At 61.5% G+C, this 25,103-nt stretch carries 26 protein-coding genes; 10 read left to right on the top strand and 16 right to left on the bottom strand.

From position 1 onward, the window contains the following. Nucleotides 1-366: 366 nt before the first annotated feature. Together Harman_RS15595 and Harman_RS21265 are read left to right on the top strand one after the other, a co-directional pair. On the top strand, nucleotides 367-546 hold the full coding sequence (locus Harman_RS15595; protein ID WP_137684704.1) for a hypothetical protein: 180 nt from the start codon (nucleotides 367-369) through the stop codon (nucleotides 544-546). A gap of 26 nt (nucleotides 547-572) precedes the next feature. Continuing rightward, a complete protein-coding gene (locus tag Harman_RS21265; protein ID WP_160140697.1) occupies nucleotides 573-779 on the top strand; it encodes a hypothetical protein in 207 nt (68 codons plus the stop codon). A gap of 58 nt (nucleotides 780-837) precedes the next feature. Here the strand turns inward: Harman_RS21265 and Harman_RS15585 are convergent, their stop codons facing one another. After that, complete coding sequence (locus Harman_RS15585; RefSeq protein WP_235007231.1) at nucleotides 838-1,707, bottom strand: hypothetical protein; 870 nt, start codon at nucleotides 1,705-1,707, stop codon at nucleotides 838-840. 134 nt (nucleotides 1,708-1,841) lie between these two features. Between Harman_RS15585 and Harman_RS15580 the strand changes: the two genes are divergently transcribed. Beyond that, entirely contained in the window at nucleotides 1,842-2,309 is a 468-nt protein-coding gene (locus tag Harman_RS15580) for a metal-dependent transcriptional regulator (protein WP_137684702.1), read from the top strand. A 75-nt stretch (nucleotides 2,310-2,384) separates the two neighbouring features. Then, a complete protein-coding gene (locus Harman_RS15575) occupies nucleotides 2,385-3,446 on the top strand; it encodes a DUF2249 domain-containing protein (RefSeq protein ID WP_137684701.1) in 1,062 nt (353 codons plus the stop codon). A 167-nt stretch (nucleotides 3,447-3,613) separates the two neighbouring features. Here the strand turns inward: Harman_RS15575 and Harman_RS15570 are convergent, their stop codons facing one another. Then, nucleotides 3,614-4,204, bottom strand: coding sequence for a TetR family transcriptional regulator C-terminal domain-containing protein (locus Harman_RS15570; protein WP_137684700.1), 591 nt, complete (start codon nucleotides 4,202-4,204; stop codon nucleotides 3,614-3,616). A 178-nt stretch (nucleotides 4,205-4,382) separates the two neighbouring features. Here Harman_RS15570 and Harman_RS15565 point away from each other — a divergent pair, with 178 nt between their 5' ends. The 3 genes from Harman_RS15565 (at nucleotide 4,383) to Harman_RS15555 (ending at nucleotide 7,310) form a co-directional block, all read left to right on the top strand. Then, a complete protein-coding gene (locus Harman_RS15565) occupies nucleotides 4,383-4,982 on the top strand; it encodes a TetR/AcrR family transcriptional regulator (RefSeq protein ID WP_137684699.1) in 600 nt (199 codons plus the stop codon). Beyond that, nucleotides 4,982-6,451 (top strand): MATE family efflux transporter, encoded by a 1,470-nt coding sequence (locus tag Harman_RS15560; RefSeq protein ID WP_137684698.1) that lies wholly within the window; start codon nucleotides 4,982-4,984, stop codon nucleotides 6,449-6,451. The genes Harman_RS15565 and Harman_RS15560 overlap by 1 nt, the downstream gene beginning before the upstream one ends. A 175-nt stretch (nucleotides 6,452-6,626) precedes the next feature. After that, complete coding sequence (locus Harman_RS15555; RefSeq protein ID WP_137684697.1) at nucleotides 6,627-7,310, top strand: class I SAM-dependent methyltransferase; 684 nt, start codon at nucleotides 6,627-6,629, stop codon at nucleotides 7,308-7,310. On the opposite strand, the gene Harman_RS15550 is transcribed toward Harman_RS15555, so the two are convergent. From Harman_RS15550 to Harman_RS15540, 3 genes are all read right to left on the bottom strand, one after another. After that, nucleotides 7,307-7,978, bottom strand: a complete 672-nt coding sequence (locus tag Harman_RS15550) for an AIM24 family protein (RefSeq protein ID WP_137684696.1) — start codon at nucleotides 7,976-7,978, stop codon at nucleotides 7,307-7,309. The genes Harman_RS15555 and Harman_RS15550 overlap by 4 nt on opposite strands. A gap of 129 nt (nucleotides 7,979-8,107) precedes the next feature. Continuing rightward, complete coding sequence (ppk1, locus tag Harman_RS15545) at nucleotides 8,108-10,642, bottom strand: polyphosphate kinase 1 (RefSeq protein ID WP_137684695.1); 2,535 nt, start codon at nucleotides 10,640-10,642, stop codon at nucleotides 8,108-8,110. 3 nt (nucleotides 10,643-10,645) lie between these two features. Continuing rightward, nucleotides 10,646-11,356, bottom strand: a complete 711-nt coding sequence (locus Harman_RS15540; RefSeq protein ID WP_137684694.1) for a metallophosphoesterase family protein — start codon at nucleotides 11,354-11,356, stop codon at nucleotides 10,646-10,648. Between the two features lie 194 nt (nucleotides 11,357-11,550). Between Harman_RS15540 and Harman_RS15535 the strand changes: the two genes are divergently transcribed. Then, nucleotides 11,551-12,189, top strand: coding sequence for a DUF3267 domain-containing protein (locus Harman_RS15535; RefSeq protein ID WP_137684693.1), 639 nt, complete (start codon nucleotides 11,551-11,553; stop codon nucleotides 12,187-12,189). Between the two features lie 48 nt (nucleotides 12,190-12,237). Here Harman_RS15535 and Harman_RS15530 read toward each other — a convergent pair whose 3' ends face one another. The 3 genes from Harman_RS15530 to Harman_RS15520 form a co-directional block, all read right to left on the bottom strand. Then, entirely contained in the window at nucleotides 12,238-13,635 is a 1,398-nt protein-coding gene (locus Harman_RS15530; protein ID WP_137684692.1) for an FAD-dependent oxidoreductase, read from the bottom strand. A gap of 260 nt (nucleotides 13,636-13,895) precedes the next feature. Further along, nucleotides 13,896-14,741: a DUF726 domain-containing protein gene (locus Harman_RS15525; RefSeq protein WP_137684691.1), complete on the bottom strand. Its 846-nt coding sequence runs from the start codon at nucleotides 14,739-14,741 to the stop codon at nucleotides 13,896-13,898. 140 nt (nucleotides 14,742-14,881) lie between these two features. After that, nucleotides 14,882-15,265 carry a gamma-glutamylcyclotransferase family protein gene (locus Harman_RS15520; RefSeq protein ID WP_137684690.1) on the bottom strand — a complete coding sequence of 128 codons (384 nt, stop codon included), beginning with the start codon at nucleotides 15,263-15,265 and terminating at the stop codon, nucleotides 14,882-14,884. Between the two features lie 125 nt (nucleotides 15,266-15,390). Here Harman_RS15520 and Harman_RS15515 point away from each other — a divergent pair, with 125 nt between their 5' ends. Beyond that, on the top strand, nucleotides 15,391-15,993 hold the full coding sequence (locus Harman_RS15515; protein WP_137684689.1) for a class I SAM-dependent methyltransferase: 603 nt from the start codon (nucleotides 15,391-15,393) through the stop codon (nucleotides 15,991-15,993). Nucleotides 15,994-16,191: 198 nt separating this feature from the next. Here the strand turns inward: Harman_RS15515 and Harman_RS15510 are convergent, their stop codons facing one another. The 3 genes from Harman_RS15510 to Harman_RS15500 form a co-directional block, all read right to left on the bottom strand. Then, nucleotides 16,192-16,593 carry a PIN domain-containing protein gene (locus Harman_RS15510; RefSeq protein ID WP_137684688.1) on the bottom strand — a complete coding sequence of 134 codons (402 nt, stop codon included), beginning with the start codon at nucleotides 16,591-16,593 and terminating at the stop codon, nucleotides 16,192-16,194. Nucleotides 16,594-16,596: 3 nt separating this feature from the next. Continuing rightward, the gene (locus tag Harman_RS15505) at nucleotides 16,597-16,863 is read right to left on the bottom strand and encodes an AbrB/MazE/SpoVT family DNA-binding domain-containing protein (RefSeq protein WP_137684687.1); all 267 of its coding nucleotides are present in this window, start codon (nucleotides 16,861-16,863) and stop codon (nucleotides 16,597-16,599) included. Between the two features lie 223 nt (nucleotides 16,864-17,086). Continuing rightward, nucleotides 17,087-18,793 (bottom strand): cbb3-type cytochrome c oxidase subunit I, encoded by a 1,707-nt coding sequence (locus Harman_RS15500; RefSeq protein WP_200830911.1) that lies wholly within the window; start codon nucleotides 18,791-18,793, stop codon nucleotides 17,087-17,089. Nucleotides 18,794-19,104: 311 nt separating this feature from the next. On the opposite strand from Harman_RS15500, the gene Harman_RS15495 reads away from it, so the two are divergent. Next, nucleotides 19,105-19,476 carry a cupin domain-containing protein gene (locus Harman_RS15495; protein WP_137684685.1) on the top strand — a complete coding sequence of 124 codons (372 nt, stop codon included), beginning with the start codon at nucleotides 19,105-19,107 and terminating at the stop codon, nucleotides 19,474-19,476. 21 nt (nucleotides 19,477-19,497) lie between these two features. Here Harman_RS15495 and Harman_RS15490 read toward each other — a convergent pair whose 3' ends face one another. The 5 genes from Harman_RS15490 to Harman_RS15470 all read right to left on the bottom strand — a co-directional run bounded on the left by Harman_RS15490 (nucleotide 19,498) and on the right by Harman_RS15470 (nucleotide 24,941). After that, on the bottom strand, nucleotides 19,498-19,803 hold the full coding sequence (locus tag Harman_RS15490) for a hypothetical protein (protein ID WP_137684684.1): 306 nt from the start codon (nucleotides 19,801-19,803) through the stop codon (nucleotides 19,498-19,500). A gap of 59 nt (nucleotides 19,804-19,862) precedes the next feature. After that, the gene (locus Harman_RS15485) at nucleotides 19,863-20,786 is read right to left on the bottom strand and encodes an LLM class oxidoreductase (RefSeq protein WP_137684683.1); all 924 of its coding nucleotides are present in this window, start codon (nucleotides 20,784-20,786) and stop codon (nucleotides 19,863-19,865) included. An 86-nt stretch (nucleotides 20,787-20,872) separates the two neighbouring features. Then, nucleotides 20,873-21,871, bottom strand: a complete 999-nt coding sequence (locus Harman_RS15480; RefSeq protein WP_137684682.1) for a DMT family transporter — start codon at nucleotides 21,869-21,871, stop codon at nucleotides 20,873-20,875. A gap of 142 nt (nucleotides 21,872-22,013) precedes the next feature. Continuing rightward, nucleotides 22,014-22,775: a response regulator receiver protein gene (locus Harman_RS15475; protein ID WP_137684681.1), complete on the bottom strand. Its 762-nt coding sequence runs from the start codon at nucleotides 22,773-22,775 to the stop codon at nucleotides 22,014-22,016. Between the two features lie 57 nt (nucleotides 22,776-22,832). Then, nucleotides 22,833-24,941, bottom strand: a complete 2,109-nt coding sequence (locus Harman_RS15470) for a PAS domain S-box protein (RefSeq protein ID WP_200830910.1) — start codon at nucleotides 24,939-24,941, stop codon at nucleotides 22,833-22,835. Between the last annotated feature and the right edge of the window lie 162 nt (nucleotides 24,942-25,103).

Below are 25,103 nucleotides of genomic sequence, written 5' to 3'. Positions count from 1 at the left end.
CGATTCCCGGTGGGAAAGATCTGACATTGGAGTCCACTCCGCCGGTACGCCGATGACGAGTGGTGTAAATCGGTCGTGCCGTCGGACAAACTCCGACAGTGGTACAACCACGACACCGAACGGGAGGATTAGTTCAGAGAGCGGTACCGGTCGGAACTGGACGACGCCCCGGACCGGATGAAACGGTTGTCGAAATCGCGTCCTCAGGGACGTTAACACTGCTGGACGCGGCGAAAGGCAGAGAGCACAACAACGCGGTCGTCCTGAAATCGTACGTCGAGGATAGCTTCTCGGTGAGAGAGAGAGACAGGCGTACGCGAACAGGTTCGGACGAATACTCATTCCCACGAACGGCCGAGGGAGCGTATGGAAGTGCTTTCGCCCGTGGAAACCTATCCCGGGATTGTCCTCGGTATCCTCTGTGGAGGTGTCGGAGCTGCGTTTCAGGGCGTCGAAGCCGGCGTTCTCTGGGGGCTTATCGGGTACTTCCTGGGGAAGTCGATACAGAGCATGCTCTGGACCGTCATCGGCCAGCGGACCTCCTGACCCGAGAGTGTATCGACCTACGGGTGATGGATCTCGAAATAAGTCGTGAACTCCTTTCTGAGGAGGCGGCCGCGTTCGCTCTCTACGGCAAGCAGTTCGTGGGGGGTCTGGGCCGGCAGGTGTGCATACTCCTGTCTGGCTCAGCGGCCAGTACTGTTGACGACCAGCACGGCCCCGTCGGGCAGGTGATACACATTCCGGACCAGCGGACGCGGCTCTCCGGGCCAGCGTGAAACTGTCCGTCCCGACCAGCTATAGCTGGGCTATCCGGAGAGTGATACCACCACTCGCCTACCCATTTCGTTTGAAAGCGGCGGCAACAAACCCGGACAACACGGTCAGTACGAACAGCTTGAACCCGATGAGATGCCCGATTGGAGAACTGAGCAGCGCAGGAGCAGACCACCCGATAAGACCGGCAGTCTGGTAGACACCGGTGATGAACACGACTGGGATGACGACGGGCAGGTGGCGACGGAACGCGCGCGCCTGTGGTTTCATCGCTTTCCCCGCTTCGGGACTGGACCGAACTGACGGCAAAACGACGAAATTGTGCCAGATCGCGCCCCCGAGCCAGAGCGAAACCGCACCGACGTGAGCGAGGCGGACCACCCAATCAAGGAGCCTCGTCCCGGTTTCGAGCCACGCAAACCCGGCGAGCGAAGCGAGGGCGGCAAGGAGAAGTGTTGACCGAGCTGCCACCGTCCAGCGAGTCGACAGTGCGTGGGCAAGCCACCGGAGGCCGACCCAGAGAACCAGCACAGCGATGACACCGATACCGAGCGCCACGTGACCGGGTCCAAACGGTCCATCGCCCGGGCCGAAACCCAGGTAAACACTCCCGGAGAGGACGACCCCCAAAACGGCGATGGTTTCGATCCGCTGCCACCGGTGCCTGACCGTTCGATACGCGTCCTCGGCGGTAAAGCCGGACCGGTCGAAGAGAACGAGCCGCCAGTAGAGCCCACCAACCAGAACGCCGACCGTAACGAGGGTCAGCCAAGAAAGCACCCTGACCAGAACCGGATTTGCCGTGTTCGCGATCCAGATCCCAGCCAGGGACGCACCGAGCAGCAGGCCCAGGACGGCCCGCGGCTTCAGTCCCTGTATCCGAATGGTCCGGCCGAGGACCGAGACCCCGCTGTTTTCGCGTTCTCCCATACCCATGGATACCCGTGTTTTAGGCACACCTAATCAAAATCCTGGGGCCGGAGATGTTCGGTCGACACCATATCCGGGACGGTCCGAAGGGGTTCGGAGCCACACTTTCCGCTGTAGATGAGAAACCATGCGATATGTCCTCAGAACTGCAAACGGGGTCCGGTTCGTCGCTTGCGCCGTCAGTTTCCGACATCGAGCGGAGCGCAGGGCGCTATCTCTTCGCAATTTCCGTCCTTTCGGGACCCAGCACGGACCGGGTAACGACCGGTGAGCTACAGGAGTTCCTGGCGGTGACGCCGGCCAGCGTCACGGAGATGGTGGGGAAACTCGACGAACGGGGCCTGGTCGATTACGAGAAGTATCAGGGAGTCCGGCTCACGGATCGGGGAGCCACGCTCGCATCGGAGGTCGGGTGGCGGTTCTGCGTCGTGTCCACGTTCTTCGATTCGGAGCTAGACACGACGCTCGACGACGAGACTGCCTTCGACATCGGCTTTGTCCTCCCGAAAAACGGCCTCTTTCGGCTCCGGAACCGCGTCGATTCGGCGTGCCTGGGACTGTGCCCGGAGTCAGGCGGCGACGGCGAACGGTGCATGTCCTGAGCAGACATAGGGGGTGGTACCGAACCCCTTCGGCACAGGTGACATCAGTCCGCTTGAGTATCATTCACTATAGAGATGCCAACGGAAATTCAGTTGCAGGACCGGCCGGACGAGGAATACCGTGACCAACTGTTCGATGTGCTAGCAGACGCCGAGGCGGGCGACACGTTCGACGTTGTCGCCGACAGGGACATCGACCCACAGTTGGTTCGCTACCAGCTCGAACACGACCGATCGCTGGAGTGGGAGTACGCCCATCCTGACGCGGAGCCGCGGGAGCTTCGGGTGACTGTCGGCGAGCCGCTCGCGGACGACTCGCTCGGCACGATTGATGTCCGTGACCTGAAGCCACAACGCCGACATGAGGCGTTGCTGGGCATCTTCGACGACCTGGCGATGGGCGAGGGGTTCGTTCTGGTCAACGACCACGACCCCAAGCCGCTGTACCACGAGCTCAAATCGATGCACGGGGACGTGATCGAGTGGGACTACGCGAGCAAAGGCGACGGCGAATGGCGGGTCGAAATCGTCAAGACAGGCGATTCCGAGGCCACCGACGAGGACGTTGTTACCCGGTACGATGTCCGTGAAATCCCCAAACAGGAGCGCCATCCGACGATCCATCACCGGTACGGCATGATATCCGAGGGCGGGACGATGGAACTCATCGCGCCACACGAGCCGCGACCGCTACAGCGGGAGTTCAGACAGCAGTACGGCGACGCGTTCACCTGGGAGGTCGTCGAATCGGAGCCCGGCCGCTGTCGCGTCCAGATCACGAAAACGGACAGTACATCGGAATCCGAGGCGTCGGCCGCTGACGACGACGCGACGGCGGCCCCCTCCGACGACGAGTCGATGGAGGTCACCGAGGAACTCGATGTTCGGGACCTCCCGCCGGCCCAGCGACACGAGGAAATCTTCCAGGCGTACGCCGACCTTGACACCGGGACCGGGTTCGTTCTGGTCAACGACCACGACCCCAAGCCGCTGTACCACCAGTTCGACGCCGAAGCGGGACCGGAGTTCCGCTGGACCTACCGCCAGAAGGACCCCGGCGAGTTCAGAGTGCTAATCGGCAAAGCCGAGCCACCCGCCGGCGGGACACCCGACGAAGAGACCGAGGTCCCGTTCTGAGGATGAGCGCCGGAACTCGGTTGCATGAGCAGAGTGGGACAACCGCGAGAACAGCTACGGTATCCGATCATGGCACGGGGTGGTACGGGCGATAGCGCGGTCAGGTGCAGCGACGGGCACCTTCGAAACAGCCCCAAACCGACTGAACGACGGTATCGCGACAGGGGCTATCGTAACATCGCGTCAGCGTATTCACTCGCGGTCCGTCGGGCGGTTTCGAGTTCGGCAGTATCGTCTAACATCACGGCTCGGGTCCGGGCGCCGTCGATGATAGTCAGCAGCGACCGGGTCACGTGGTCGGCGTCGACATCGTTGAACACGTCCTCGTCGATCCCGTGGTTGATGACGGCCTTGAGCATGTACCGGATGTACTCGTCGTTCTCTCGAAATCGCTCACTAAACGTCTCCTTGTACGGTGCCTGACTCCGCATCTCTAGCATTGCGACCGAGAGATCGGGGTTCTCCTGTGGTTTGACGAGGAGTTCATCGAGCAAGAGCGCAAGCCGTTCCTCCGGGTTCGTCGTCTCAACATCGTGTATCGAATCGACGAACTGTTCCAGGAGGTAATCGAGGAAGGCGGCGAGGAGGTCATCCTTCGTATCGTAGTAGTAGTGGACCGCGGCCGTCGATTTACCGTACTCCGACGCGATCCGTTTGATCGTGAGGTCAGCGTAGCCGTGCTCACGGAGCGCCCGATACGTCGCCTCCATGATCTCCTCGGTCTCCGCCGAGAAGGTCCGATCCGATGGTCCAGCCATTGCCTACTGATTGCTCCCATGATTGGATAACCGTTGTGACCTGCGGACTGTCCCCGAGAAGTGTACTATACGATTAGCCTGTATCATGCCCGATAGTCCGCCTATACCGAATATACTACCTCTATTTGGATTCAAAGTGTTTTTGACTAATCGGTTAGTAAGTTCAGTCACAGCCGCCATGGATGACGACACAGCCACCGAAATTCTCGAGGCGACGTACCGCGCCCTCTGCCAGCACGGATACGCCTCGCTCACGCTCAAAGACATCGCTGCGGAGTCAGACCGGAGTAAAGCGTCCATTCATTACTACTACGACAGCAAAGAGAACCTCTTCGCGGAGTTTCTCGATTTCTTGTACGAGCAATTCACTGCGGAGCTATCGTCGGTTGGAGGCAACACACCCCGGGAGGAACTCGAAGCGCTGTTTGATACGGTCCTCACTGACGAGAGAGCGACCCCCGGCCAGAAGTTCAGAACGGCAATGCTCGAAGTAAAGGCACAGGCACCGTACAACGACGGTTTCCAGGCCCGACTCGCCGAGTTCGATACCGTGCTCTTCGAGCGGATCCGAGAGATCATCGCGAGCGGCGTCGAAACCGGTGAGTTCGACGACGCTGTCGATCCAGCCGTCGCTGCGGAGTTCCTCGTGACGGCCATTACTGGGGCCCATACCCGGCACGTCGTCACTGATCGGTCAACGGCCCGGTTCAACGAGACGATAACGCGGTACGCCGAGACCCATCTCTTGGCAGACGCGCCATCGGAGGCGACCCACTGATGGGACTGCGAAGTCGTGTCGATGCCCTGTTCAAAGGCCCCGAGGAGTTCGATCTCACGTCGGGTGGCATCGCCAAGCCGCTGTTTTTCCTCTCGATGCCGATCGTCATCACGAACCTCTTTCAAACTGCGTACAACCTCGCGGACACGTTCTGGCTCGGTCAGTACAGCACGGACGCCTTGGCAGCGATTAGCTTCGCCTTCCCGATGGTGTTCCTGCTCATCTCGCTGGGGATGGGAATATCCGTCGCCGGTAGCGTGCTCGTCGCCCAGTTCACCGGCGCGGGCGAGGAGCGCGAAGCCGAGTACGCCGCCTCACAGACGGTCACTTTCGCTGTGATCGTCTCGTTCGTCCTCGGGATCGCAGGCTATCTCGGCGTCGATACGTTCCTCAGCCTGATGGGGGCGTCCGAAGACGTACTCCCGATGGCGACCAGTTACATGGAGGTCATTTCGCTCGGCCTGCTGTTCATGTTCGGCTTCTTCGTCTTCGTCGCACTCATGCGGGGCTACGGCGACACGATAACGCCGATGCTCGTCATGTTCGGCTCGGTCGTCCTCAACATCATCATCGACCCGTTCCTGATATTCGGCTGGACGGTGGTCGAGAACGCGCCGCTGGTCGGGACGATCTCGTTCCCCGAACTCGGGATCGAAGGGGCCGCCATCGCGACCGTGTTCTCGCGGGCGCTGGCGCTGGTCGTCGGGCTGGCGATCATGTTTCGTGGGACCCGCGGCGTCCAGATTCACCTCCGCGATATGGCCCCTGATTTCGCGTATCTCCGCCGTCTCGTCCGCATCGGCCTGCCAGCATCCATCGAGGGAACGGGTCGCGCGCTGTCGATGAACCTGTTGTTGGTCATCGTGGCGATGTTTCCGGACACGGTCGTCGCCGCCTACGGTATCGGGACGCGTGTGTTCTCTGTGGTCTTCCTGCCAGCTATCGCAGTCGCCCGCGGCGTCGAGACGATGACCGGCCAGAACATGGGTGCTGACAAGCCGGACCGGGCAGCGAAGGCGGCCGGCCTCGCGGCCAAGGTACTGTTCGGCGTGCTCTCCGTAGCGGGCGTCCTCGTCTGGTTCACCGCCGCCCCCATTGCCGACCTGTTCACGACCGACCCTGAGGTCGTCGAAATCACGACCCAGTTCCTGCGCTACGTCGCGCTGTCCTTTGGCTTTATCGGCATCATGCGGGCTTACACCGGAAGCTTCCGCGGTGCCGGGAAGACGCTCACCGCCGCGGCAATCTCCGTGGTAATGCTCGGGGTCATCCGCTTCCCAATCGCGTGGTTCGCCGCTGGCCCGCTGGGTGAATCCGGCGTCTGGCTATCGTTCGCGGTCTCGAACGTCGCGGGTGCGATCATCGCCTACGGATGGTATCGGCGAGGGACGTGGCGAGACAGCGACCTCACCGAATCCCAGGTCGACCTCGACGATACGGGGGTCGAGATGCCGGCGGACGGGGACTGATAGTGCTGGGTGTCGACCCCGGATAGCGCCCGGACTCCATACTGAAGGGAGACGCACTCGGCAAACGAGGTCAGACATCGACGCCAAGAAGGCACTCCCAGTCTCGAACTGAGCAGATACAGCGGGACGCTTCGAGGGGTCCAAGGCTTTCAGTTCCCACGCCGTTTCCACAACTATGCCCTCGGAACCGAACGCTGAGCCGGAGCCGTCGTCACCGCTCTTTGCAGCCATCTACGATCCCGCAACAGCGCTCCTTGAGCGGACGCTCCTGCGGCCACATCGAGACTACTTGGTTGCAGATCTGGACGGAACGGTTCTGGATCTCGGCGCTGGGACCGGCGCGATGGTGCCGTATTTCAAACGGGTCGCGGATTCGTCGACGGAGTTTCACGCCATAGAGCCCGACCGGCATATGCGGAAACAGGCAACTGAAAAAGCGGAACGCCAGTCACTGCCGATTCGTATCGAAGCGGCACCGGCCGAAGCGCTCCCGTACGACGACGCCGCGTTCGATGTCGTCATCGCCTCGATGGTGTTCTGTACGATCCCGGATGTCGAGTCGGCGATGGCTGAGGTCGCGCGGGTACTCAAGCCCGGCGGTGAACTCCGGTTTCTGGAACACGTTATCGACGACGGCTGGCGGGCTCGTGTACAGTCGTTGCTCGCACCGCTCTGGGAACGGGTCGCCGGCGGATGCCACCTCACCCGACAAACAGGCTCGCGGCTTGTCACCGACCGGTCGTTCGATGTCGTCGAAATCGAGCGTTTCAATCTCGGAATCACGCCGGTCCGTCCGTTTGTCCGGGGAAGGCTCCGGAAGCGATCCGTCCCACCGACCCAAAAACTCGGTCGCGACTAGCCCTGACTCTGGGTGACCGAGCCTTCTTCGTTCGGTTGTATCACAACAAATCCGTCGTCGCCGGTGAACTCCATCTGGATCGACTCGCCGGAGGTCTGGCCGATCTCGAAGGTCTTGTTCATCTCGATATCGGGCGAGAGGTTCGAACTCCAGGCAACGGTCGCGTCCGGGTCAGTGAAGACGGGCGGGGTCATCACCAGCGGATCACCGTGGGTCGTCAGCGCGATCTCGCCGGGGCCGGTGAGATAGACGTTCGTCAGGCCGCCGGCGGCCATACCCGAGAGGCTGCCGACGGTGTTGATTTCGTAGTCGACGCTGGATTCGAACGCGAGCACGTCGGTCCCGTTTACCGATATCGACTCCCCGTCATCGAGGCCCAGCACCTGTACCTTCTTACCGTTCTCGGCCACGTAGAGGTGGCCGCTCCCTTCAGCCTCCATGACCGGCGTCCCTTCGCCGCTTACGGCCTCCTTGACGAAGCCGGTAATGCCGCCTTCCGCTGAGGACTTGCCGGTGAACGTGACCTCGCCGGTGTAGGCGACCATCGACCCGGCTTTGACCATCACCGTGCCGTCGAGCGAGATATCCAAGAGCCGGTTGTTCTCCTTCTGGAAGCCATCACCGCTGTCTGCTGGGGCGTTAGAGCGAACGAATTCGTCTAAGTCCATGGGTACAGGGAAATATTCTGTCGGCTGGAAACATAGTTCTCGTGAAGGATGAAAACCGGTTTTGTGCGAACAGTTCCCAATTCGAGGGGGCACCCGGAACAGTAGGGCAGAACGCCCTGAGTTGTGCAGCTATTCCGAATCGGCGTACAGGCGTTCGAGGAGGTCGGTAGCGCCGGCTTTGGTTTTGCGGTAGCGCCGTTCACCGTCGGGCGTCCGAACGGCGTAGTCATAGACGGTGCTGTCCGGCACGTACCACCGGTCGCTGTATGTCGAGAGGATGCCGGTCTCCCCTCCGCCGTCGGTGAGTTCGGATGTCTCGCCGTGGGTGATATCGACTTCAGAAACCGTCTGCTCACCCCGTGCTTCAGTGGTCGGTGAGTGCTCAGCTTCCGAATCCTGTTCCGCCGCTTGCTCCGCTGGGTTCCGCGGACGGTCACCCGCAATACAGAGGTCACTGGTGAGGGGGTAGTCACCGGGGATGCCTGCCGCTAGCTCGTCCGAGCGACTGGCTTTCAGCGTCTCCCGCATCAGGATATCCTGTGCGCTGATCACGCGTTCGCCGTCATCCGGGTACCGCTGTTGGTACTCGCCGTCGCTGTCCATCTCCCAGAGCTTGCGGTTATCCGAGAGGACGAGTTCGAGATTGAACCGCAATTGTCGCTGGATTGCAGGGCTGGTAACGGGTGTGACTGCTTCGACCCGGTAATCGAGGTTGCGCGTCATCCAGTCGGCGCTGCCGATGTAGTACTCGGGGTCGCCCCAGTCGTCATCATCAGTGGAGTCGGCCCGTGCCCCGTTCTCGAAGTAGAAGATGCGGGAGTGTTCCAGGAAGCGACCGACCAGCGAGTACACGGAGACGTTCTCGCTGATGCCCTCCAGTCCGGGTCGGAGACGACAGATATCCCGGACGATGAGGTCGATGTCGACGCCCGCCATCGATGCACGGTACAGTTCGGCGACGATAGCGGGGTCTTCGAGCCCGTTCATTTTCGCGACGATGCGGGCGGGACGGCCGGCCTGTGCGTGCTGGGCTTCCCGGCGGATGCACCGGGTGAACTCCCGGCGCATCGTCACGGGTGCGATGAGAAGTTCGCGGAACTCCTCATCAAGCGACGGTCCGGTGAAGAAATTGAACACCTTCGTCAGATCGCGGCCGATGTCACGGTCGGCAGTCAGCAATCCGAGGTCGACGTATCCTTTCGCCGTCTCTGAGTGGTAGTTCCCCGTTCCGATGTGAGAGTACAGTTCGACGCCGTCGTCTTCCTCCCGGACGACCAGCGCCGTCTTCGTGTGGGTCTTCAGTCCCACCGTTCCGTAGGCGACGTGGATCCCGTTTTCCTCCAGTTTGTGGACCCATTCGAGGTTGTTTTGCTCGTCGAAGCGGGCCTTCAGTTCGACCATCACCGCGACCTGCTTCCCGTTTTCCGCGGCGGTGATGAGCGACTCGATGATCTGGGAGTCACTGGCCGTCCGGTAGATAGCCGCTTTCACCGCCAGCACATCGGGGTCTTCGGCCGCTGCCGAGAGGAAGCGCTGGACCGTGTCTGTGAAGTCGTGATACGGGTGGTGGAGCAGAATATCGCCGTCCTGGATCCGCCGGAAGACGCTGGGATCAGCCGTCTCCGGGGTGCTGAACGATTGTTGTCGGTGGCCATTGAGTCTGGGATGTGGCTGTGGCGTCCACTCGTCCAGCGAGAGATCCGGCCGGTCGAGGTCGGTCAACTCCCCGAAGTCCCGGTAGTCAAGCGGTCCCGCGAGATCGTATATCTCGCGTTCGTCGAGACCGAGCTGTGTCGCAAGCGTCGAGCGGATGCGGGGGTCGGCATCAGCGGAGATTTCCATTCTGACGACCGATGCGAAGCGTCGCTGTTCGAGTACGTCCTCGACCATGTCGATGAGGTCTTCGGCGATTTCCTGGTTCCGTCGAACCTCCGCGTTGCGGGTCAGGCGAAACAGGGCTGTATCGACGATTTCGACGTTGGGGAGCAGTAGATCGAGGTTCGCCCGGATGACCTCCTCAAGCAGCACGTATCGGGTATCATCCCCGATTTGGACCAGGCGAGGCCTGTTCGGGGGGATCTTGACGCGAGTGAATGTCGGCTCCTCGGCATTGGGATGGCGAGTCAGCACAGCGAGTGACAGCGACCGATTGGAGATAAACGGGAACGGATGTGCCGGATCGAACGACAGCGGCGTGAGCGTTGGGAGTACCGACTCCTCGAAATACGTCCGCAGTTCGGACTGTTCGGCTGTCGAAACAGTGTCGTAATCGAGAATCTCGATCCCCTCCTCGGCGAGAACGGGCCGAATCGCATCGCGGTAGCAACGCGCCTGCGTCGCTAACATCGGTCGGAGGGTCTCGTGGACTTCCGCCAGCTGCTCTTCCGGGGTTCGACCGTCGGGGGCCGTCTCGGTCACGTCGGCCTCGATCTGCTGTTTGAGGCCACCGATGCGCTTCATCGTGAACTCATCGAGATTGCGGGTGACGATAGAGAGAAATCGAACCCGTTCCAGCAGCGGGTTCCGTTCGTCAAGGGCCTCGTGGAGCACGCGCCGCTGGAAGGCCAACGCACTTAGTTCGCGGTTGAGATACAGCGACGGGTCGGTCAGGTCGACATCCGCCGGCTCGTACGCGGGGATGTCCGGTTCCGTAGGGTGCTCCATCGATCAGGATGACGTGGGCGGTGCGCGTTCCGGGTCGACGATGCTATCTGAGGACCGAGCTTCGTGGGTCGTCTCCGGGTCGACCGTGATGAACTCGCCCGTCGAGCACTGATACGCCGTTAGCTGTCCGCCGTACACGCAGCCGGTGTCGAGACCGACCGCAGTAGGCGTCTCAAACGGTTCCGAAAGCACCGTGTGGCCGAAGAAGATACGCGGGGCATCACGGCGCGTTTCGAACCAGTACGGACGGTCGTAGCTCCCGTCGGGGACGAGCGAGCGCATGTTCAGCAGTTCGGTCAGGTCGTGTTCCGCGAGTGGCTTTCTGTGGTCTACCCCGCCGTGGACGACCAGCGAGTCGTCCCACGATATCGCCACCGGAAGCGACGCGATCCACGAGAGGTCGTCTTCGGTCAGTGCAGGGATCGATTTCCGACCGTCGATGAGTTTCTGTTCGTTGTTGCCCCGAACCGTGATGAAGTTCGGGTTCTGTCGGACGATATCGACGACACCGGCGCTGTCAGGACCTTTGCGGACAAGGTCACCGACAAAGACGACGAGGTCGTCAGCAGTTGGGTCCAGACGGTCCAGTAGCCGTTCGAGTGCCGGACGACAGCCGTGGACATCGCCGACAACGTATATTTCCGCCCAGTCGTGGCTCTGGATTCGTCTGTGTGATGCACCGAGATCCGGATGAAACGTCGGTGATGAGACCATCTATGAGGAGCCGTTACTCACAGGTCGGCGATTCTGGTATAGGCGTTTTATATGAGTTCTATATAGGCGTATGAGACCGAACGTATGCACGCCACCAAGTATCAAATCCATCGGCGCTGGCCGTTAGTAACTAGTACAGGCCATGAACAGGGGATGGCCGCCTGCTTTTTCAGTTGTGTATCCGAAGCGCAGATATGCCAACAAGCGCTCATGACCCAGCCGACACGTTGCGTCCGGCAACGCCGGCGGGCTATCAGTCGCCCCAACCGTTCCGTTACTCGCTGCTGGTACTACTCGGTCTTGTGGCCGTGCTACTGCCGGTCGCTGCGGTGGTGTTCGGCGGACTGCTTTGGTATGCTCAGGGAACCGCGCTCGATGCCGTGTTTTCCGTCGAGGAAACCGCCACAAGCATCACGTTCACACTCGGGTCCGGGCTGGTCGCAGTCGCCTGCGTCGGGGCTATCGTCGCCGTGACTATCCTGCATGAACTCGTACACGGACTCGTCTACCGATGGTTCGGATACCGCGTTTCCTACGGCGTGGCCCCGCAACTCGGCGCGTTCTACGCGGCGACGTTTCATCAGTTTCAGGAGCGGAATCACAACATTATCGTCGGTATCGCGCCGCTCGTTGTGCTCGACGCGTTGTTGCTTCCCCTGTTGTTCGCACCGGTCCCGCTGCTCGCGTTCGCAGCCTTCGTCGCCCTGCTGTTCAACACCGCTGGCGCGGCCGGTGACCTCTATCTGGTCGTCACGTTACTCAGAACACCCGCCGGGTCGCTCATGTACGACAGCGACATCCGCCATTCGTATCTGTTCGCTCCCGAATCGTAGTCTGGTGGTATCAGCAACGCTTGCGGTGTAGCGGGGCTGGTGCGGAAGTTAGTCGTCTGCGGCTGGCACTTCGCCCGGGGATTCGGATTCGACAGGGGCAGCCGACGCCTCCTCGCGAGGGAAGTTGTCGATTGTCGCGGCGCGGAACGCCTCCTCGTCGAACTCGTACTCGCCGTCGAGGAACTCAAGGAGGGTCCGCGTATCCCGCATCGCGTTCTTGAGACAGGTCGACGCACCCGGCGACGGCGTGATGTTGAAGATGATGTCCTCGCCGACGATTTTGGCCTCACCCATGTCGAGGGATTTCTGCTTCGTGTCGACGATCTGTGGCCGGACACCGCCGTACCCCTTGGCGCGTTCGATGTCGTCGAGTTCGGCGCTCGGAACGACTTTCTGGACGTGTGGGAGGAACTGCTTCGGGCCGATGTTCGGCAGGTCATACAGGAGGTTCCGCAGGACGTACGGGAGGAGAATCCGGTCCGAGAGAATGTTGGCGTAGCTCAGAAACGCTGCGGCGTTGAGTCCGAACACGTCGAGGAAGTCCCCGACAGTCGAGATTCGACCGCGTTCCAGCGTCGGAACGAGTTTCGCGGTCGGTCCGAACCGCGTGATGCTGGGGTCGTGTACGTCCGCGTCGCCGTGGACCGCGGCGAATGGCAGCTTCTTCATCTGGAGCGTGTACACCTTTCCGTTCAGGAGGTCGTCGGCGAGGAAGAAGCTCCCGGCGACGGGGAGCAACACCTTGTCCTGGCCGTAGCCGAGTTCCTTCGCCATCTGGAGGCTGTGTGAGCCGGCCGCGACCACGGCGGCGTCACAGTCGAAGCGCCCGTCGTCGGTTTCCATCGTGTAGCCGTCCAGCGTCGGGGTGATATCCGTCACTTCCGTCCCGGTGAAGACATCGACGTTCGCCTCCTCAGCGGCCTGCTCGACGAAGGATTTCGTCGTCTCGCCGTAGTCGACGACGTAGCCGTCCGGCGTCTGGAGCGCCAGCATGTCCTTCTCGGGGTCGCGGCCTTCGACGACCTTCGGCTCGATTTCGCCGATTTCCTCACGCTCGATGGGACGGAGCTTCGGGAAGAGGTCGCCAAAGCCCTCGTCCTCGTAGCGCTGTTCGAGCTGGTTGACTTCCTCGTCGCCGACCCCGAGCACCATCTTGCTTCGCTTGGCGTGCATCTCGCGGTCAGGGTCGTGGTTCTCAAGATAGCCCGCAAGCAGCTCTGCGCCCTCTTTCACTTCTTCGGCTTTCTCCAGGGTGTAGTTGGTCTCGATATCCCCGAAGTGCAGCGTCTGGGAGTTGTTCGTGTGATGTGAGTTGATCGCGGCGATCTCAGACTCCTTCTCGATCAGCGCGATAGAGTCGATATCCGTGAATTTCGCAGTTGTGTACAGGAGCGACGCCCCGCTGATACCACCACCGACGATGACCAGGTCGTATTTACCAGACATTTGTGCTCGCTATGCTGGTGGCGACACTCCAGACGGATAACTCATACCTTCTGCCACCGGATAACGACAATTACCGAACACAGTATCGACACGTCGGAGACCCCAGGACAGGGGGTGTCAATCGGCCAGTTCTGCCCGGGTCTCGATAGCGATGTTTCTGACAGGCTCGCGCTTTGCATCGGCGTCGTCACCGAACGCGACCTCCCAGTCCAAGGCTGGTACGGGTCGAGGATTTGAACGCTGCGTTGCTCCTCGATGGGCTACTCGATTTCGGCAACGACTCGCGGCAGACAGCCCTCGTCCGGTTCGAAGTACGAGTAGTGATCGGCGACGAGGTCAGTGACATCCACGTCTCTGTAGCCGTCGGGCAGTGGCCCCGAATCCCGAGTGCCGCCGTGACCGACGGCGTGAGTCCGGTCCGACGCTCTGTATATCCATGAGAGCACCTTATCGTTGTGGCTGTAGAAATTCGACACTGGTGCGTCAACAGCCCCGATAGCGTCGCCGTATCGGCCGTCCTCGGTTACGCTATCGTAGGGGATGGCGCCACCGAGCAGCGACACCGAAGCGAGCGCGTCTGTCGCCCCCCGTTGGGCAAGCACCCGAAGCGTCTCGCCGGTCACCCGCGCGCCCAGCGAGTGGGCGAGCAGATGGACGGGCCGCCCGTCGGTTTCGGCCCACTCGAGCAGCCACTGGGCGAGGTGGGTACTGTTTTCCTCGGCGTTGGCTTTCGCCTGCTCCCACTCGACGGTGGAGTCCCAACTGTACGCGATAACCGGCGCGGGCCGTGTCCCTTCGAGCGCCACCTGGGCCGTATAGGCGTTGTCGCGTGCCGTCTCGGTGTCGGTACTGAAACCGTGGACGAACAGGAACACTTCCGACGCGTCGTCGAACGACCACGCCCCCTCGGTCTCGAAGGCCGGCCCTTCGGCTGTGTCGAGGCGTCCCCGCGTGGTGACGACCGGCTGTGACTCCGGCGCAGTGTACCCACCGGAATCACCCTGTAAGGACCAGTATACGTAGAGCCCACCGCCACCGAGCAGGGCGAGACCGCTACCAAGACCGATCAGTACCCGCCGCCTGGTCACACCGTTTTGACGAGCCATAGCAAGTCGTTCGTGTGCAGTACGCAAATGCACGGATAAGTCAGTTGAGATCGGCGCGTTCGGAAACGGGCAGCAACTCCGAGTCCGTTGCTACAGGAGCCGATTTGCAAAACTGCGAGCAGGCACCACCTAACACCCCACTACGTCGTCCGAACGACGACATCGTTCTGCGAACAGAAGCGCTCGACTCGTCGCTGGAACGAGCCATCGCCGGGCCAATCGGTGGGTGCGTTTACCGCATCAGGGTCACCGATGTAGCAGGCGACCGTGTCACTCGCGTCCGCCCGTGGAATCGACTGTCGATAGTACAGGCCACGGTCGACGCCCTCGTATTCGTCGAGCGACTCGATGTCCGGCGTTTCCAGTATCCGACCCGCAGTCGTCCCGCCGGGGCCGAGCGTCGGATACCGGCCGTCAATCCGATGCAGTCCCACGAGTTCCGCCGAACAGCGGTACTCGTATTCGTCGAGCACCGCTTTCGCCGTGGTGTGCTCGGTGAGCGTCCCGTACACGAACACGTCCATACGCTGTGTTGCGGTCCAACTCTCTTCAACCCTCTCCGCCCGCCACCGGGGAGTCGGCAATGCGAGCAGGTCAAGGCAGGGCTGTCGGCACAGGGTTCTTGCCCCGGCCGGCAATTAGCCAAGCCATGACGACCTGGGACGAGCGCTACCGAACGGGCACGTACCCACAACACCCGGACCCACATCCGGTGCTAGAGCGATACCTGCCGACCTTCCCGGCGGGCCGGGCACTCGATATTGCGACCGGGACCGGTCGGAACGCGCTCCCGGTCGCAGCGGCCGGGTACCGCGTCGACGCGGTCGACCAGTCGCGCGAGGGACTTCGCATCGCTCGGAAAAATGCGCGGGAAGCGGGCGTCGAAGACGACATCGACTGGATTCAGGCGGACCTCGAATCGTTCGCGTACCCCTCGTCGGCGTACGACGTTATTACGATTAGCTTCTATCGCGCCGTGGACCGCCTGCCCGACATCATCGAAGCGCTGGCCGACGGCGGCTGTCTGTTCGTCCAGCACCACCTCCGAACGACTGACGAGGTGGACGGCGGCCCCTCCGGCGACCGGTACCGATTCACCTCGAACGAACTGCTCAGGGCCGGACTCGGGCTAACAGTGTTACACTACGACGAGCGGACCACAACGAGGGATGGAACGACCGCAGCCACCGCCCAGCTGGTCGCCAGAAAGTCACAGGGCGGTCGCCAGTCGTATCCGGACATCTCGGAGTAAGGTAGCAGATGGAGACAGGGTGTCAAACAACTCGTCACAGGCTATTGGTTTCAAGCAGTGTCGGTTGAACAAGCCGTTCAATCGGTCTACAGGCGGAGCAGGCTGAGTGCCTCGGGTCGTTCGGGAGAGCAAAGATCTCCCGTGATGACGAGACGCTTCGCGTCTCGAACCACTTGACCCCGAGGTAGTTCACCATCTTCACTCTGAGGGTGCAGGATCCAACGATGTGCGGTCGAGGCCGACAGTGTCGTAGTCCTGCTCAGTCGAAAGAACTCGCTCTTCGCCGGTTGTGACCAGTCCAGCGTGGAGTGCATCGAACGGGGTGAGGTCGTACTCGTCGAGGAACGCTGCAGCGGCCAGAACCGCGTCCTCGTGCTCTTCCGGCACGATTGGAACCAGTTCGAGCAGGTTGGTAATTGCCCGCGGCGCATCGATTTCGTACTCGGCCGCCTCACGGTCGTAGAACAACACCAGAACCTCGGCGTAGGCGAGTATCGAGGTATGTATGTCATCGTGCTCTTCGAGCGCGCGGATTGCGGCGTCCTGAAGCCAGTCGTCGTCCTTCAACAGTGCGGTGAGAAAGTCAGTTTCAACGTACACGGCTTACGCCTCGCCATCGTGTGACCGACCGTTCGCTTCCTCTTGAACCTCTCGTGTGATTGCCTTCCGCGCCTCAGTTTTCAACTCGTCGGCCTCTGTCTCGGTAAAGGCATCACCAACGGCCGCTCGGAGGCCCTCTAGCGGATCCTCGTCAACCGGGAAGAGTGCGACGTGGCTCGGGAGTTCGACGATACGATACTGGTCACCGAACCGTTCGCGGACATCCTTCGGGAGGTAGATCCGGCCTCGTTCGTCCGTCGTCTTGGACATGATATATTCACTAATAGTACGGGAAAGAGTAAAAATATTCCCGTAGTTATAGTATATTTCCCGCCCATGTTCAGTCTTCCAGTCCGGCCACTTCTCACGCCCACTCATTGCTTGATACTGACCGGTTCAAATCGGGCGTGACAACGGTTCCATTCACCCTAGATGAGACCCTGAAACCACGAAGAAAGGCGACCGCGGACGAGAAGCCGGACTGACTCGGATATCAGTCCCCGGTCGGTTCTTCGCCACCGTCGGCCAGCGCCGGCAGTCGCTCACGCTCGAACCACGCGAACTCCCGCGGGAACTGCTCCGTCTCCGCCAGGTCCCAGGGGTCGCCGTCAGTGACCAGCGGCCCCTCCAGCCACGAGGTCACGAGGTTCCAGACGAAGATTAGTTGACCGATGACAAGCAGGACGACGCCGACTGTCGCTAGCTGGTGCAGGATGGTAAACAGGTCAATCGGGCCGGCGGTCAGGTCATAGGTGGCGTAGCGCCGGGGCATCCCGGCGTAGCCGAGCAGCACCATCGGGAAGAACGTGACGTTGGTCCCGACCAGTGACAGCCAGAAGTGCCACTTCGCCAGCGATCGCTGATACCATCGACCGGTGTACAGCGGGAACCAGTAGTAGATACCCGCGAAAACGGCGAAGGCGATGCCGCCCATGATGACGTAGTGGAAGTGGGCGACGACGTGATAGGTATCGTGGAGAATGAGGTCAACGGGGATAGCGGCCTCGAAAACGCCGGTGACGCCGCCGATGATGAAGTTCCCGACGAACCCCACACAGAAGAGGAACGGTGCAGTCGTCCGCAACGCGCCGTTCCACATCGTCGCCATCCAGTTGAACGTCTTCACCGCGCTCGGGATGGCGATAGCGATAGAGATGGCCATGAACGAGGCCCGCAATCGGGGGTCCATCCCCGTTGCGAACATGTGATGTGCCCAGACGCCAAAGGAGAGGACCCCGAGCGCCAGCGTCGAGTAGACGACGAACTTGAAGCCGAACAGCTTCCGGCCGCAGAACTTCGGCAGGATGTAGCTGATAAGCCCCATTGGCGGCAGGACGAGGATGTACACCTCTGGGTGGCCGAAGAACCAGAACAGGTGTTGCCATAGCAGCGGGCCGCCACCATCGAGCGTGAAAAACGTCGTTCCGAGGTTCCGGTCAAGTAGGAGCATCACGAGCGCACTGCCCAGCAGCGGGAAGGCAAACAGGATCTGTGCGGACTGGACCAGCACGGTCCAGGAGAAGATGTCGAGAGTCGCCCACGTCACGTCCTCGCTCCGTTCCGTGAAGATGGTCGCGATGAAGTTGATCGCCCCCATCGTCGCCGCGACGCCCGAGAGGTGGAGGCCGAGCAGCATCAGGTCAACGCCGGGGTTTTGCTGCTCGATGGACAGCGGCGTGTACATCGTCCAGGCGGTCTGTGCCGGTTCGATGTTTTCGAGGAACGGCCCACCGAGGACGCCGCCCCAGATGAGCAGCGCGGCCGGCGGCAACAGCCAGAACGCGATGGCGTTGATTCGCGGGAAGGCCATGTCGTCGGCCCCGATGAGCAGCGGAATCAGGTAGTTCGAGAACGCCGCCAGTATCGGCGTTCCGAACAGGAACAGCATCGTGATGCCGTGGGTCGTCAGCAGCCCGTTGTAGGCGTTGGCGCTGAGGAAGTCCTCCGCGGGAAACATCAGTTCGAACCGCATCAGGACGACGGCGATACCACCCCAGGCGAACGCGACGACGGCGAAAACACCATAGAGGATACCGATGTCCTTGTGGTCGACCGTCGTCAGCCACCGGAGAACCCCGCTCGGTTTCTCCGAGTGCGTCCGCTCGTGGGTGGCGTGACCGCCACCGATCGCTGTCGTGTACGACCGCCAGTCTTCGATACGTGCGATTGCCCCCGTGATACCGACGAGCAGTACCGCCATCAGTACTGTCGTCGCCAATGCACTGACAGACACCATTTAGAGGGTCTTTATAGGCACTATCCGTGATTTTTGTCGGGAAGATGTTCGGATGGGTTTTATATACACGCAGGGGACCGGGAGCACTCTCGGACGAAGCGGTTCGGGACCGATACTTTCGGTAGTGCGGGCGGAGTTGTACGCATGATACGACAGCAGCGAAACCGACGGGGAGCGCGCTCGCCCGACCGCCGGGGATCGGTTCAGACTGTATCGACCGGTCTCGATGCCACGTCCACGACTGTACTTGCCTGCGGTAGCGAGGGGGGAGCGCGATGACGGCGACAGATTTCGACACCGCCCGAAGCTACGACGATGACCAGTTCTCGGCCGTCGAAGTGTTCCGCAGCGACCGGATGAAAGTCGTCTGTGGCTACTTCGAACCCGGACAGTTCATCCCGGTACACGCGCCCGGGAGCGACGTGGCGATACACGTCCAGTCCGGGACCGGTGTCGTCCGTGACGGGGAGACGGAACGGACGGTCGAACCCGGCGACGTAGTGGTTGTCGAGGCCGACACTGATCGCGGTGTCAAAGCGGATGCAGACAGTCGGCTGGAAGCGCTACTGGTGACCGCTCCACCACCGACCGACGCGGAACACGACCCCGTCCGGAAGGGGCTCAAGCGGGGCGAATTTGACCCCTGAGAGCCGGGGTGTGTGCCGGTCTCACTCGACAACGTACGAGCGGTGTGAGCCGCGAGTTTGCACGTCGACGAAGTGGTGACGCGTCGCGTTGCCAACGTCGCCGACAGCGGATGGACTCCCGCCGTCGTCGCCGTACACGCTGTCGGCCGGATGCAAGTCGTGGTCAGCGAGCCGGTCGATGACATCGGCCGGGAGCGGTTCGCCGTCGCGGACATCGACAATAAGCAACTGGTCCGTGAAGCTCTTGGCGAGAAACGCGTCGGTAATCGGGTCATAGTCCGTAAGCTCCCCAGCCAGCGTGCGGAGTTGCGCCTGCCGGTCGGTCATTGGTACCGGCTACGGCAGTCTCACCGAAAGCCGTGCCCGCGAACATCTTCCTCCGACCGTCACAACTCGTCGACGATTTCGTCTGCGAACGTCGTCATCGCCGTCTCTGGCTCCGCGGCGCGAAGGCCGATGATGACGTGATCCAGGCCGTAGTCGTCGAGCCGACGGAAGTACTCCCGGAACCACTCGACGCCGGCCCGATAGCCGAGATGGAGCGGTTCGGGTTCTGCCGTTGGGTCATCGGCGAATTCGACCTGAACGGCAATCGTGAACGGCTTGTCGGACGTGTGCCCCCGCCACGTTTCGAGGTACGACTCCAGCGTCGACTCGGGGAGATGGTAGAAAATCCAGCCATCGCCGTTCTCGGCAATCCACTCTGTGGACTGTCTGGCGTTCCCGGTCGGAAAGAGCGGGAGCGTCTCGGTGGTCGGTTTGGGGAGGACATCCAGTTCGCCGTCCAGGCGACCCCACGCCCCCTCGATAGTCGGGTAGTCCTCGCGCCAGAGCGTGCGAAGCGCCTTGACGCTCTCGCGGACCAGTTGGCCGCGAGTATCGGGGTCGACACCGAAGGCCGGATACTCGGGATCGCGGTCACCGGACGCCACCCCCAAGACGAGACGCCCGTCGGAGAGCCGGTCGACGGTCGCGGCCGACTTCGCTACGTGGATCGGATGGCGCAGCGGGAGGACGATGCTCGCGGTGCCGAGCGCGACCGACTCCGTGTGGGCGGCGACATGCGACAGGAGCGACCACGGGTCGAAGGCCCCGCCGGCGTCCCCGAACCGCGGCCAGTACGTTGGGACATCCCGCGCCCACAGCCCGTCGAAGCCGACCGACTCGGCGTGGCTCGCCAGCTGGAGTTCCGCGTCGACATCGGGTGTCGACTCCTTCTCGCCCGTAAGTGGAAAGCCGAGTCCAAACGAGAGCCCGTCCCCCTCGAACAGCCGCCGATACCCGGCGTTCGCGTGGTCCCTATCAGTCATCGATCTCTCTTTTCGCCGGATGCGTATTTGCACTCGGATAGGGGCGTATTTCGAAGTTCCGCGGATTGAGGGTGTCTAAGAGAGCCTCAATCGTCACACGGCGGCGTCTGAGACGACGACGACGTGGCACCGATCCGGCGGTAGAGCCGCCGCAGTTCCGCACGGAGCGTTTCCCGCTCGATGAGCACAAAGCCCGCAACGACGACCAGGAACCCGACCAGCGTCCACAGCGACACCGCTGAGCCGAGCAGGACCCAGCCCATGAGCGCGGCGAAGATCGGGACGACGTAGGCGACCAGGTTCGCACGGACCGGCCCGATGCGCTTGATGAGGCCGAAGTAGATGGCGTACGCGACCGCCGTCGAGGGGATGCCCACGGCCACGATGCTCGCAATGGTTTCAGGGCCGATGCCGATTACGGCCGTGGGTGGCTCTCCGACCAGCAGGCTGGCAGCGTGGAGGAGGACCGCGCCGACGGCCATCGCCCACGCAGTGAGCGGCGTGCTGTCCATGTCGGGGCCGACACGCTGGAGGAGCACACTGCCCAGTGCCACCGCCGCTGCGGCGCCGAGAACGAGGAGCTGTCCGACGGCGCTGGCGTCGGTAAACGTCGATGGCGACGGTTGCACGATGAGGATAACGCCGCTCAGGGCGATACCGATACCCAGCGCACCCAGCCAGGAGAGGCGCTCGCCGAGCAGCCACCAGGCGAACACGGGTGCGAGTATCGGGTTCAAGCCGTACATCACGGACGCCGCTGCGGGGGTCGTCGCGCCCTGGCCCAGGAACAACAGCCCGTTGTTGAGCGCGATGAGGAACAGCGCCGCCATCCCAATACCGACGACATCCCCGCGGGTCCGCGGCAGCCACGTCGACCGGGGCCGGGTGAGGGCGATATACCCGAGTAGCGTCACCGCCGCCAGATCGAACCGGAGACCCGCAAACAGCACCGGCGGCAGCTCGCGGAGCCCGGTCTTGATAGCGACGAAGGACCCACCGAACAACACGGCGAGCAGAACGAACAGCGCGCTGTCACGGTAGCGGGCCGGAATTGAAGGGCGATCCCTGGCCGTGGACCGCAGCATCGGCCAGGTCAGCGTGACCACCCCCGAAAGCGAAGTTGTCTCATTGTGTGTTCAAGGGGTCGAAATGTGAAGAGGGCTGTGGGAGATGTAGTGTCATGGACCGGGTGCCAGCAGGTCCCAGTTAGCTACACCCTGGCGACCCTCACCGGTATGACCCGATATGTCGATGGCTGGGGTCCGTATGCATTTGCACGTGACCACAGTTGACGCATCGCCAGACGTATGCGCCCAGTTGCGTGGCGGACGCGTCGCCGTCTGTCGGCTCACTCCAGTCTTGCCCACACCGTGAACAGCCGTCAGGTCGGTACTTGTTCTTGAACGACTCCTTGCTATCGACCCCCGTGATTTCATCGACTGTGATGTCACGAACGACAGCCCGGACATCCTCGTCAGCCATACGTGTGCGGAGTTGACTCAATCCGTTTTGCAGACGCTTAGCACGCTGTCGAAGTCGGTTATACCGATCATCGTCCACTGGCTCGTCGTCCGCTTGCCACTCGAACGATGACATCGCGACCGTGGTCCGGTAGTAGTGTTCGAGTAAGAGCTGATAATTCGCACGACAGACTAACCCCTTGACACACTCGGTGAGATCCGCTTCGAAGACTGGCCGCGACAGCTCGGTGTCATATTTTGACACCGGAAGCGCCCCAGATTGCTCCCGAATCCCGAGGATACGACACCGTGGTGCCTGTGACTCACACTGTTCGATTACTGTATCGGTTTCACCGTCGCTAAACGAGTGGCCGATAATGAGAACAGCTGTGTCCCCATCGAATGCCGCAACGGCCTGTTTTTCCGTCAGTGCCTGTTCAACCTCGTATGTCTCCAGCCAGAGCGTATAGAGGTCGGACCGGGTTTTGTTGTCTTCGCAGATGACGACTGTTGATGCGGGCAGTCCCATCGGAGTTAGTCACCGATCACCGGCCTGACAGACCACCGGAGCAGACAGTCCGTTGCATTACTCATTTTGCTCGGTGTTTGTGGGTTCTTTGTCACGTATTGCTTCCGAGACACGCCGTGATTTGACCGAGAACGAGTGGACCGTTGTGAGGTCCTCGACCAGCGACAGCACGCGGTTGACCGACTGCTCCGCCTGCTGTATGTCCTCGTGTGATCCGCTTTCAAGAGCGGTGTCCAGATGAGTCTGTGCCGTCTCCAGCGGGATGCCGAGATCCTCAGCCAGCACCTCGCTGAACTCCGTCAGGTGACGCTCGATCTCCTGTTCGTGCTCTTTGGACTCGGTTACGTCCTGCAGGAAGCTAACAACATGCGTCACGTCGCCGTCGGTTCCGACAACCGGGGCAATGTCGACGCGTCCCCAGAAGGGCGTCCCGTTCGCCCGGTAGAAGATAGCGACTGTGGAGAGATGAGCACCCGTTTCGAGTGCGTCCACAACCGCCTCGATACGGCCTGAGTAGGTGTCTTCACCAGCGAGCAGCCCAATCGAGCGACCTGTAAGCTCGTCGCGGTCGTAGCCAGTTATCGACTCGAACGCCTCGTTGACGTACGTTATCTGGTGGGTGGGTTCGTCCGCGGTGTGAATCGCGATGCCGACCGGTGCGGTCTCGATGGCGCGGTTCTTCAGTTCGAGTTCCTGCTCGCGTCGCTTTCGAACGGTAATGTCAGTCGCGATACCGACGATGCGCGTGAGTTCGCCGTCCTCGTAAACGCCGGCGGCCTGGTCGTGGACCCATCGGACTGTCCCGTCCGGGTGGACGACGCGGTACGTTTCCTCGTAGGCGTCCGGGTCGGTGCGCTGTTCGGTGAGTGCTGCCTCGACCCTGTCGCGGTCGTCGGGATGGATGGCTTCGACGAACGACATGGCGTCCTCACGGAGTGTGTCCGGCGGTCGCCCCCAGATGTCCGCGTAGGAGTCGCTGATGAAGTCCATCGCCTCCTTGCCGGGGGTGGACATCCAAATGACCTCTCCCGCGTTGGCCTGGATCTGGTCAAGCATCTTCGCACGCTCCTCTCTGGCAGTCACGTCAAGCACCAGGCCGATAACCCGGTTGACGGTACCCGTTTCTTCCAGCAGCGGTTGGAGCCACAGCTCCAGCGTCGACGTACCGATGTCGACGAGCCTGCGGTTCGGGTCACCAGTGAGGGCGGCCTCGATATCGCCCTGCACCTCGGGCTGGTCACCGAAGCACTCGTCGAGAGACAGACCCTGAACGGTCGGCTGGTCCAGAGCCCGGGCGAGCGTTTTACCGCGAACGCTCGAAACAGTCCCGTCTGGGTCAACCTCGAACAGTGTTACCGGTGCGTTGTCGGTGATCGTTTCGACGGACTGGCGGAGTCGGACCAGCCGGTCTTCGCGTTCCCGACGGTCGGCCACATCGCGCCCGATACCGACAATCCCCTCTGGGGACCCGTCCGTGTCGGTTATCAGGGTTCCTGTATACTCAATCGGCGTCGAGGTTCCGTCTTTTGAGACGAGCGCTGCTTCGACGAACCCAGAGCCATGTTCCGAAATCTTCGCGATTGCCTCCGCGATCTGGTCCTTGTCAGTCCCGGTAAAGAAGTCAAATGCATGCATCTCCGCCAGTTCGCTGTCCTCGTACCCGGTCAGATCACGGAAGGTGTCGTTCCAGCGAACGAGGGTGCCATCCATGTCGATCACGTAGAACAGGTCATCGATGGTGTCGATGAGCCGCTCGGTCGACTCACCCAATCTCAGATCTCGCGTCCGTGTGGCTGCCACTGCCTCGATACGCCGGGCGAGGAGCGTCGCCTCGTTGATGCCGTCCCGCCGGATGAACACGTCCGCCACACCGGCTGCAATTGCAGTGTCCACCGCAGCAGCTTCTGGAACGATTGCGAGGACCGGGACCTCGGGATAGGCCGCCAGAAGTTCGTTTAGCCGGTCGAGATCAGATTCAGGATCCACTTCGAAGACGATAACGCGGATAGCAGCGCGGTCCAGAGAGGAGAGTTCCAACTGGTCGGCGTCGACGGAAACCAAACAGTCCGGACTGCCGATCTCCGATGCTGCCGTGACTGCCTGGTGAATGAGGTCCGTAGCGGAGCCGATGTGGACGACTGTCAAATCCGAATCTCTCACAGGCACTATACGGCTGAGAAAGGCTGTGTGAGTAAAAACCTATACGCCGAGTTATCAATATTAAATAGAACTATTAGATATAATCTATCACGATATATTACCTCCGTTCATCACAGCCCACGATAGATAGAAGAAGGCGAGCGAACGCCCGTCTCATAGTGATTAGTG

It is taken from the genome of Haloarcula mannanilytica (genome assembly GCF_005406125.1).
GTDB classification, from domain to species: Archaea; Halobacteriota; Halobacteria; order Halobacteriales; family Haloarculaceae; genus Haloarcula; species Haloarcula mannanilytica.
Note: the sequence above shows the minus strand (reverse complement) of the source record. Positions and strands in the feature narration are given on the sequence as shown.

Coding starts and splice junctions, on each gene's coding strand:
- Harman_RS15555 (WP_137684697.1), top strand. CDS start 6,627: ATGCCCTCGGAACCGAACGCTGAGCCGGAGCCGTCGTCACCGCTCTTT.
- Harman_RS15550 (WP_137684696.1), bottom strand. CDS start 7,978: ATGGACTTAGACGAATTCGTTCGCTCTAACGCCCCAGCAGACAGCGGT.
- Harman_RS21265 (WP_160140697.1), top strand. CDS start 573: ATGGATCTCGAAATAAGTCGTGAACTCCTTTCTGAGGAGGCGGCCGCG.
- Harman_RS15500 (WP_200830911.1), bottom strand. CDS start 18,793: ATGGCGGTACTGCTCGTCGGTATCACGGGGGCAATCGCACGTATCGAA.
- Harman_RS15595 (WP_137684704.1), top strand. CDS start 367: ATGGAAGTGCTTTCGCCCGTGGAAACCTATCCCGGGATTGTCCTCGGT.
- Harman_RS15475 (WP_137684681.1), bottom strand. CDS start 22,775: ATGGGACTGCCCGCATCAACAGTCGTCATCTGCGAAGACAACAAAACC.
- Harman_RS15530 (WP_137684692.1), bottom strand. CDS start 13,635: ATGTCTGGTAAATACGACCTGGTCATCGTCGGTGGTGGTATCAGCGGG.
- Harman_RS15575 (WP_137684701.1), top strand. CDS start 2,385: ATGCCAACGGAAATTCAGTTGCAGGACCGGCCGGACGAGGAATACCGT.
- Harman_RS15565 (WP_137684699.1), top strand. CDS start 4,383: ATGGATGACGACACAGCCACCGAAATTCTCGAGGCGACGTACCGCGCC.
- Harman_RS15585 (WP_235007231.1), bottom strand. CDS start 1,707: ATGGGAGAACGCGAAAACAGCGGGGTCTCGGTCCTCGGCCGGACCATT.
- Harman_RS15490 (WP_137684684.1), bottom strand. CDS start 19,803: ATGACCGACCGGCAGGCGCAACTCCGCACGCTGGCTGGGGAGCTTACG.
- Harman_RS15570 (WP_137684700.1), bottom strand. CDS start 4,204: ATGGCTGGACCATCGGATCGGACCTTCTCGGCGGAGACCGAGGAGATC.
- Harman_RS15560 (WP_137684698.1), top strand. CDS start 4,982: ATGGGACTGCGAAGTCGTGTCGATGCCCTGTTCAAAGGCCCCGAGGAG.
- Harman_RS15540 (WP_137684694.1), bottom strand. CDS start 11,356: ATGGTCTCATCACCGACGTTTCATCCGGATCTCGGTGCATCACACAGA.
- Harman_RS15485 (WP_137684683.1), bottom strand. CDS start 20,786: ATGACTGATAGGGACCACGCGAACGCCGGGTATCGGCGGCTGTTCGAG.
- Harman_RS15515 (WP_137684689.1), top strand. CDS start 15,391: ATGACGACCTGGGACGAGCGCTACCGAACGGGCACGTACCCACAACAC.
- Harman_RS15495 (WP_137684685.1), top strand. CDS start 19,105: ATGACGGCGACAGATTTCGACACCGCCCGAAGCTACGACGATGACCAG.
- Harman_RS15480 (WP_137684682.1), bottom strand. CDS start 21,871: ATGCTGCGGTCCACGGCCAGGGATCGCCCTTCAATTCCGGCCCGCTAC.
- Harman_RS15535 (WP_137684693.1), top strand. CDS start 11,551: ATGCCAACAAGCGCTCATGACCCAGCCGACACGTTGCGTCCGGCAACG.
- Harman_RS15505 (WP_137684687.1), bottom strand. CDS start 16,863: ATGTCCAAGACGACGGACGAACGAGGCCGGATCTACCTCCCGAAGGAT.
- Harman_RS15520 (WP_137684690.1), bottom strand. CDS start 15,265: ATGGACGTGTTCGTGTACGGGACGCTCACCGAGCACACCACGGCGAAA.
- Harman_RS15525 (WP_137684691.1), bottom strand. CDS start 14,741: ATGGCTCGTCAAAACGGTGTGACCAGGCGGCGGGTACTGATCGGTCTT.
- ppk1 (WP_137684695.1), bottom strand. CDS start 10,642: ATGGAGCACCCTACGGAACCGGACATCCCCGCGTACGAGCCGGCGGAT.
- Harman_RS15580 (WP_137684702.1), top strand. CDS start 1,842: ATGTCCTCAGAACTGCAAACGGGGTCCGGTTCGTCGCTTGCGCCGTCA.